Genomic DNA, 7,706 nt, shown 5'->3' on the forward strand with positions numbered 1-7,706 from the left:
ACGCGGCAGGCCGTGCAGGCGACCGCGGGCGCGGGCTTCGCGCTGGTCGTGGGTCAGCTGGTGTCCGGACAGCGCTGGTACTGGGCTGTCGGCGCCACCTGGTGGATCTTCGTCAACACCGCCTCGCGCGGCGAGACACTGGTCCGTGGCTTCCGCCGGGTCCTCGGCACGGTGATCGGCATCTGCCTGGGCTTCCTCGTCGCCGTACCCGTGCACGGGGCGCCGGTCCCGACGGCCGTTCTCGTCGCTGTCGCCGTCTTCGGCATCTTCTATACGGCCGCCGTCTCCTACACCTGGATGATGCTCTGCGTGACCCTGCTCGCCGAACTGCTCTACGGCCTCCTCGGCGTCCTGAGCCCTGGCCTGCTGGCCCTGCGCATCGCCGAGACCGGCGTGGGCGCGCTCGGCGCCGCGCTCGCCGTGCTGTTCGTCCTGCCGGTCACCACCCACGCCATCACGGATGCCTGGATCCAGCGGGCCCTGCGCTGCGTCCACGCCTGCACGGCCGAGGCCGCGGCCCGGCTCGCGGGCTCAGCGACCTCCGATCCGGCGCCGCGCGTGGCTGAACTGGAGCAGTTGCTCGGCCGGGTCCGGCTGTCGGTGGCCCCGCTGGTGCACCCGCTGAACCCGATGCCGGCCCGCAAGGCGCGCGCCCGCCGCGTCCTCGCGCTCCTCGACGACTGCGCCCGCGAGGTCCGCGGCCTGGTGGCGGTCGCCGCCGATCCCGAGGCCTCCCACGACGTCCGGCTGACCGCGGCCTGCCGGCGCGTGGAGGCCTCCGTCGAGGCCCTCACCACGAGCCGCCCGGAGCCCGTTCACCGCCCCGCCGAGCCGCCCGCCGAGCCCGCCCTGGCCCACCTGCACGGCCTGGAACGAGCCCTCGCCGACCTGGCCGAGCCCCTGCGGGCACCGTCGGGATCACGACTGGTGGGAGCCTGACCGGCTCCGGCCGGCGCGGGGGCGCGGTCGGTGGGCTCTGAGCCGGGCGCCGTCGGGGGCGCGGCGCCCGACGGCGCCACGACGCGCGCGGTGTCAGCACGACGACACGCGCGACCGGCACGACGATTCACGAGGAGCCGCCGCAACGACTCGTGAGGAGCTGCCGCAACAACTCGCGAGGAAAAGCAGCGGAGAGTCCCCCGAGGGCAACAGCGGAACACAATCGGTCCCCACACCCGCCTCTTGGTCTAGACCGCCTTGATCGACTGCTACCGTCGGCCCCGGACCGGCTCGACCGAGAGGGGACAGCGGTGGCACAGGACGGCAGGCCCGTAAGGCGCCGGGCGTTCATCGGCTCGTTCACGGCGGCGGGTGGACCCGGCCTCGTGACCGCCGATGTCGCGCCGGACGGCGGCGCCCTCACCCTCGGCGTCGCCGTGAGCGACGTACGCGACCCGTCCTATCTCGTCCTGTCGCCGGACGGCGGGACGCTCTACGCCGTCAGCGAGATCGCCGAGGGCGCCGTAGCCGCCTACCGTGTCGACGGCGAACGGCCGGAACTCGCCGGGACGCCCGTCCCGGTGGACGGCAGCGGGCCGACCCACCTCGGCCTGTACGCGGGGCACCTGCTGACCGCCAACTACGGCTGCGGCAGCGTCACCGCCGTACCCCTGCGCCCGGACGGCACGCTCGCCGCCAAGCCCTCCGGACGACTCCAGCACACCGGCTCCGGCCCGCACGACCGGCGGCAGCGCGGCCCGCACGCCCACCAGGTGCAGGCCGACCCGAGCGGCCGGTGGGCCGTGAGCGTCGACCTCGGTACGGACTCGGTACGGGTCTGCACGCTCGCGGACGGCGCTCCCGCCCTGCACCGCGAGTTCGCCCTGCGCCCCGGCTCCGGCCCCCGCCACCTGGCCTTCCATCCGGACGGCGCGCACGCCTACGTCGTCAACGAACTCACCCCGACGGTGACCGTGTGCCGCTGGGACGCCGAGGCGGGCTCCCTCAGGCCGCTGACCGAGGTCCCCGTGCTGTCCGGCGCCCCGGCCGGCGACGCCTATCCGTCCGGGATCGTGGTCTCGCCCGACGGCCGCTTCGTATGGACCGCGACCCGTGGCGAGGACGTCCTGTCGGTCCTCGCCGTCGAGGGCGAGGGGCTCCGGCTGATCGGCACGGTGCCCTGCGCCGGCCGCTGGCCACGCGCACTCGCCGAACACGCCGGCTTCCTCTACACGGCCAACGAGCGCTCGGGGGATGTGGCCTGGTTCGCCGTGGACGAGGCGACGGGCATGCCCCGCTACGACGGCGCGGTACGGGTTCCGGCGGCCTCGTGCGTCGTCTTCGGCTGAGGACTTGCGGGTGCGGGCGCGGGTCCGCCGGCTGAATCCCGCCCGGCAAGGCGCGGTCGAGGCCCGGCCGAGCCCGGCATGGTCGGCTGAGGCCGCGGGTTGCGCGTCGTCGGCTGCGGCCCGGCCTCTCGGGCATCGTCGGCCGAGTGCACCCGGGCAAGGCGAAGGGCCCGCTCCGGGGTGTGGAGCGGGCCCCGTGTCGTGCGGGTGCTGCGGGTGGGTCAGCGGACCGGCATGCCCTGGGGCTGCTGCGGGGCGATGCCCAGCGTCGTCGTGTACTTGGCGAGGGCGAGCTTGCCGATCGCCGGGTACGCGCCCAGCGCCTCGGCCGTGGCGCAGCCCGCCTCCTCGGCGGCCGCAGCCAGCAGCGCCGGATCGATCTCCGGGCCGATCAGATAGGGCGCCAGGGCCAGCTGCTGCGAGCCCGAGGAACGCAGCTGCTCGGCGACGGAGGCGATCGAGCCCTCCTGGTCCAGGGCCGCAGCCATCACCGGCACGGCCAGGCGCGCGGCGAGCAGCATGCCGGTGATCCCGGCCGCCTGCACCGCCTCCTCGCCCCCCACGGACGCCAGGATGATGCCGTCCGCGGCGGTGGCCACGGTGAACAGGCGGGCGCGGTCGGCACGGGCCAGCCCCGCCTCGGACAGCCGCACATGAAGCGCCTCGGCGAGCAGCGGGTGCGGACCGAGGACGTCGGTCAGGTCGGCGGCGACCCGGCTGTCCATCACGGACTGGCGGACCTGCCGCAGCAGGGCGCTGTCCGGACCGGCCAGCAGCGGTACGACGACGGCGACCGGGCCGTCGGGCTCCTTGATCCCTTCGAGCCCGGCGGCGACGGCCTGCTCGTAACGGGCCGTCCGCTCCTCGGCGGCGCGTACCAGCACGGACCGCAGCGTGGGGAACTCGGCGTCGTCCCCGTCCAGGTACCCGATCCGGGCGTCCAGGCCGGGCAGCTCGGAGCGGGCGATGCTCACGACCTCCTCGGCGAGGCCGCGCGCGGCGGCGCTGGGCGCACCGGGCACCGCGAGGGCGAGCGCGGGCGCGCCCTCGGGAGCCACCAGCGGCTCCGGTCGGCGGTGCCGTCCGGGCTGGCGGGGTCGCGGCATTCGTACTGGCAGGCCGGACTCGGGTCCAGTGGGGGAGCTCATGGCGCCGCATGTTACTGGCTTCGAGGGTTCCTCCGTTCGGGGAGGGTGCAGGTGAGCGGTATCCGTCCGGATTTGTCTGATGAGTTACGCCGCGAGGACGCATGTTCCGGGCACGTGCCGGGAACATGGGCGACAAGGCTCCACAAGGGGGAACAATCCGCTTTTACGGGGAACTGGATCCCGTCATCGATCCCGTCGTACGGAGATCACACAGAGCATGGTGGATTCACCCGGCAGGGTGAGGTGGCCGGCCGCCAGGTCGCTCGCGATCCGTACCGAGCCGTGCAGCGGATCGCCCTCGGCCGGCACCTGCCGGGCGTGCGGCAGCCTGGCCGTCAGCTCCTCCCGCAGGGGTACGAGGAGGAGGTCGCCCAGGCGGAACAGGCCGCCGGTGAACGCCACTTGGGGTGTCCCGCCCGCCGGGCACACGGCCGCGGCAGACTCGGCCATGTGCCGGGCCGCGGCCCGCAGGATGTCCGCGGCGACCGGGTCGTGCGCGGCGCACGCAGCCACCTGGGGCGCGAAGGAGGCCAGTACGGCAGGCCGGTCGGCGCGGGGGTAGAGCTGCCCCGGCAGGCCGCGCACCGGGCCGAACTGCTGCTCCGCGCAGTCCAGCAGCGGCGCGGAGCCGCCGTCCCTGCCGTCAAGGGCGCGCAGCGCCGCCTCCAGCCCCGCCCGTCCGATCCAGGCGCCGCTGCCGCAGTCCCCGAGCAGATGCCCCCAGCCGTCGGCCCGCCTCCAGGACGTCAAATCGGTGCCGACGGCGATCAGTCCGGTGCCCGCGGCGAGCACGGCGCCCGGACGCGGCCCGAGGGCGCCGACATAGGCGGTGACGGCGTCGGCGGCGAGCGCCACGTGCCGTACGCCCAGCTCCCGGGCGAGGGAGTCCGGCAGTTCGGCCCGCAGGCCGTCGCCCAGACTGGCGAACCCGGCGGCGCCGACGACGGCCGTGTCCAGCTCGCGCAATCCGGTCTCGTCGGCCAAGGCCCGGGCCAAGGGGACGAGTTGGGCCATCAGGTGAGCGGGATCGATGCCCCGCGCACCCGTGCGGACCGGTTCCTGTGACTCCCGCTGTGCGGCGGGTGCCCGGCCCGGCACGCCGACGGCGACCCGGAGACCGGAGCCCCCGGAATCCACCGCCAGATAGCCCGCGCCGGTCATGGCAGGCGCCAGTCCACCGGCTGTCCGCCCTGCTGGGTCAACAGGTCGTTGGCGCGGCTGAACGGACGCGAGCCGAAGAAGCCGCGGTCGGCCGACATCGGGGAGGGATGCGCGGACTCCACCGCCGGCAGGCTGCCCAGCAGCGGCCGCAGATTGCGGGCGTCCCGGCCCCACAGGATGGACACCAGCGGCTTGCCGCGCGCCGCCAGGGCCCGGATCGCCTGCTCCGTGACCTCTTCCCAGCCCTTGCCGCGGTGGGCGGCCGGGCTGCGCGGTGCCGTGGTCAGTGCCCTGTTGAGCAGCAGGACGCCCTGACGGGTCCACGGCGTCAGGTCGCCGTTGGCCGGCTGGGGCAGCCCCAGGTCGGTGTTCAGCTCGCGGAAGATGTTGATCAGGCTGGGCGGCAGCGGGCGTACCTCGGGCGCGACCGAGAACGACAGGCCCACCGCGTGCCCCGGGGTCGGATACGGGTCCTGACCGACGATCAGCACCCGTACGTCGTCGAAGGGCTGTTGGAAGGCCCGTAGGACGTTGGGTCCGGCCGGGAGGTACGTGCGTCCCGCGGCGATCTCCGCGCGCAGGAAGTCGCCCATCCCGGCGATCCGTCCGGCGACGGGTTCGAGGGCCTTCGCCCAGCCCGGTTCGACGATCTCATGCAAGGGTCGTGGTGCCACGGGCGTCACCCTACTGCCGTGGACCGGCAGGTGATCAACCGATGGCCGGAGGTCGACGGGCCGTCCATTGCAGCCCGCCCTTGGGTCTCAGCCGATCACCGCCGCTCGCACGCACAGCACGTCCGGGAGATGCCCGGCCAGCTGCTGCCAGCTGTCGCCGTCGTCGGCGGACGCGAACACCTCGCCGTTGCGGTTGCCGAAGTACACGCCCGCCGGGTCGGCGTCGTCGGTGCACAGGGCGTCGCGCAGGACCGTGCCGTAGTGATCCTCCTCCGGCAGGCCCTTGGACAGCGGCTCCCAGGTCCGGCCCGCGTCCGTGGTGCGGAAGACCCGGCACCGGTGCCCGGCGGGCACCCGGTCCGCGTCGGCGTTGATCGGGAAGACGTATGCCGTGTCCGCCCGGTGCGGATGGGCGGCCACCGCGAAGCCGAACGTGGACGGCAGATCGGCGCCGATGTCGGTCCAGTGCGCGCCCGCGTCGTCGCTCCTGTACACCCCCCAGTGGTTCTGCAGATACAGCCGGTCCGGGTCGCCCGCGTCCTTGGCGATCTTGTGCACGCACTGGCCGAACTCCGGGTTCGGATCCGGCAGGAACACCGCCGACACACCGGAGTTGGACGGCGCCCAGCTCGCGCCGCCGTCGGTGGAGCGGAACACCCCGGCCGTGGAGACGGCCACGGTCACCGTCTTGGGGTCGCGGGCGTCGGTGAGCACGGTGTGCAGGCCTTCACCGCCGCCGCCCGGCACCCACCGCGAGCGGGTCGGATGCTCCCACAGCGGCCTGACCAGCTCGAAGCTCTCGCCGCGGTCCTCCGAGCGGTACAGCGCCGCCGGTTCCGTGCCCGCGTAGACCACGTCGGGCTCGGCGGCGGCCGGGTGCAGCTGCCAGACGCGCTCCAGGGAAGCGCCGGTGTCCTGGGGGAACTTGACGGCCGGACGCGGCGGTTCGGTCCAGGTGCGGCCGAGGTCGTCGGAGTGGAAGACCGACGGGCCCCAGTGCGCGCTGTCGCCGCCCGCCAGCAGCCGTGGGCGGTCCTGGCGGGTGTCGATCGCGACCGAGTAGACCGCCTGTGCGTTGAAATACGGGCTGTCGTCGAACTCCCAGGCCCCGCGGGCCCTTCGCCGCCCGATGAACAGTCCTTTGCGGGTGCCCACCGCCAGCAGTACCTCGGTCATGCCGATCACCTCCGGGACGCCTTCGTCCAGGTAGTCGTGAGACAGGTAGTCGTCGGTTATCGGCCAGTCTGCACCCCACCACTGACACTCCGCCCTGCTGTGTTTGTTTCCGCAGGTCAGAGCAGTGTCGTCGGCTGGTGACCAAGAGCGGCCGGGGTTCGTTGTGACATGCGCCTGCGCGAACGGGGTGTCTCGTGCGACCGTCGGGGAGACGGCTTCGTGAGCAACGGGGCGATCTCCCGCGTATGGGAGGGCGTTCCGGCCGGTCGGTGCGCTCGTGAGGAGGATGCCTTTGAAGGCGATCCGTGGTCCGAAGGTGTGGCTGTGGCGCTGGCGGCGCAGCCCGCTCAGACGCCGGGCCGACGTGGTGGAGGCCTGGGTGGTCCTCGGCACCTGGCTGCTGACCGTCCTGGCAGGGGTCTCGGCCGGACTCCTGGCGGCCCGGTCGGTGGAGCACGGACTCGCCGAGGAGCGCGCGGACTGGCGTCCCGTCGTGGCCCGAGTCGTGGGACGGGCGCCGGGAGGCTCCCCCCTGCACGGCCACACCTCCGCCGGGGATCGGGTCTGGGCCAAGGTGCGCTGGACCGTGGCCGACGGATCCGCCCACACCGGGCAGGTCCGGGTGCGGCCCGGCAGCAAGGCGGGCACACCGGTCACCGTCTGGAGCGACCCGCAGGGCCATCTCGTCAACCGGCCCACCTCCGCCGCCGAGGCCGCCTTCCGCGGCGCGCTGATCGGCTGCCTGGTGGGCGTGAGTGCGGCGGCCGTCCCCTTCGTCGGCGGTCTCGCCCTGCGCGGCCGGCTGGAACGCCGCCGCATGGACGCCTGGGACACGGAATGGGCACGGCTCGGACCCCAGTGGGGCGGCTGGTCCGACCATGGCCGCCGCTCCGGCTGAGGCCTGCCTGGGGTGTGCCGGTCCGCCGCTCCGGCCGGGGCGCCGGCGCGCTCGAGCTGAGCCGCCGCGTCCCCCGAAGTCGGCTGCTCGGGCGCGTGTCTGCCGTGCCGCCCCTACATCGCCGCCAGCGCCTTCCGGCAGGCGCTCAGCAGGGCCTCGTCCTCCGGGATGCCCAGGCCGCCGAATCCGCCCGCGGGGGCCGGAAGGCGGCGTGGGGCGGACAGTTCAGCCGCGACCAGGTGCCGTAGGGGCGCGGCGGCCGGGCCCATCGCGGTGAGGCAGCCGGCGATCGGGGCGCGGGTGCGCGGGTCTTCGACCCAGGCCGCCCGGAACACGGGCAGGACCGGCTCCGGATCCGCCT

At 74.3% G+C, this 7,706-nt stretch carries 7 protein-coding genes and 1 pseudogene; 3 read left to right on the forward strand and 5 right to left on the reverse strand.

Annotation, left to right across the window (positions count from 1 at the left end):
• A partial coding sequence (locus tag M878_RS86215) for an FUSC family protein (protein ID WP_023552737.1) occupies positions 1-939 on the forward strand: 939 nt, incomplete at its 5' end.
• A 311-nt stretch (positions 940-1,250) separates the two neighbouring features.
• Complete coding sequence (locus M878_RS86220; protein WP_031226864.1) at positions 1,251-2,288, forward strand: lactonase family protein; 1,038 nt, start codon at positions 1,251-1,253, stop codon at positions 2,286-2,288.
• A gap of 221 nt (positions 2,289-2,509) precedes the next feature.
• Here M878_RS86220 and M878_RS86225 read toward each other — a convergent pair whose 3' ends face one another.
• The 4 genes from M878_RS86225 to M878_RS86240 form a co-directional block, all read right to left on the reverse strand.
• Entirely contained in the window at positions 2,510-3,436 is a 927-nt protein-coding gene (locus tag M878_RS86225) for a sirohydrochlorin chelatase (protein ID WP_106962781.1), read from the reverse strand.
• 183 nt (positions 3,437-3,619) lie between these two features.
• Complete coding sequence (locus M878_RS86230) at positions 3,620-4,597, reverse strand: N-acetylglucosamine kinase (RefSeq protein ID WP_023552740.1); 978 nt, start codon at positions 4,595-4,597, stop codon at positions 3,620-3,622.
• Entirely contained in the window at positions 4,594-5,271 is a 678-nt protein-coding gene (locus M878_RS86235; protein WP_031226866.1) for a uracil-DNA glycosylase, read from the reverse strand. Before M878_RS86235 ends, M878_RS86230 begins: the two co-directional genes overlap by 4 nt.
• Before the next feature lie 87 nt (positions 5,272-5,358).
• Positions 5,359-6,447 carry a WD40/YVTN/BNR-like repeat-containing protein gene (locus M878_RS86240; RefSeq protein ID WP_031226868.1) on the reverse strand — a complete coding sequence of 363 codons (1,089 nt, stop codon included), beginning with the start codon at positions 6,445-6,447 and terminating at the stop codon, positions 5,359-5,361.
• A 292-nt stretch (positions 6,448-6,739) separates the two neighbouring features.
• Between M878_RS86240 and M878_RS86245 the strand changes: the two genes are divergently transcribed.
• Entirely contained in the window at positions 6,740-7,345 is a 606-nt protein-coding gene (locus M878_RS86245) for an Rv1733c family protein (RefSeq protein ID WP_023552743.1), read from the forward strand.
• A 113-nt stretch (positions 7,346-7,458) separates the two neighbouring features.
• On the opposite strand, the pseudogene M878_RS49785 reads toward M878_RS86245, so the two are convergent.
• A pseudogene (locus tag M878_RS49785) lies at positions 7,459-7,706 on the reverse strand (HEAT repeat domain-containing protein); the annotation flags it as partial.

Source organism: Streptomyces roseochromogenus subsp. oscitans DS 12.976 (assembly GCF_000497445.1).
In the GTDB taxonomy this organism is placed as follows: domain Bacteria; phylum Actinomycetota; class Actinomycetes; order Streptomycetales; family Streptomycetaceae; genus Streptomyces; species Streptomyces oscitans.

Coding starts and splice junctions, on each gene's coding strand:
- M878_RS86225 (WP_106962781.1), bottom strand. CDS start 3,436: ATGAGCTCCCCCACTGGACCCGAGTCCGGCCTGCCAGTACGAATGCCG.
- M878_RS86230 (WP_023552740.1), bottom strand. CDS start 4,597: ATGACCGGCGCGGGCTATCTGGCGGTGGATTCCGGGGGCTCCGGTCTC.
- M878_RS86240 (WP_031226868.1), bottom strand. CDS start 6,447: ATGACCGAGGTACTGCTGGCGGTGGGCACCCGCAAAGGACTGTTCATC.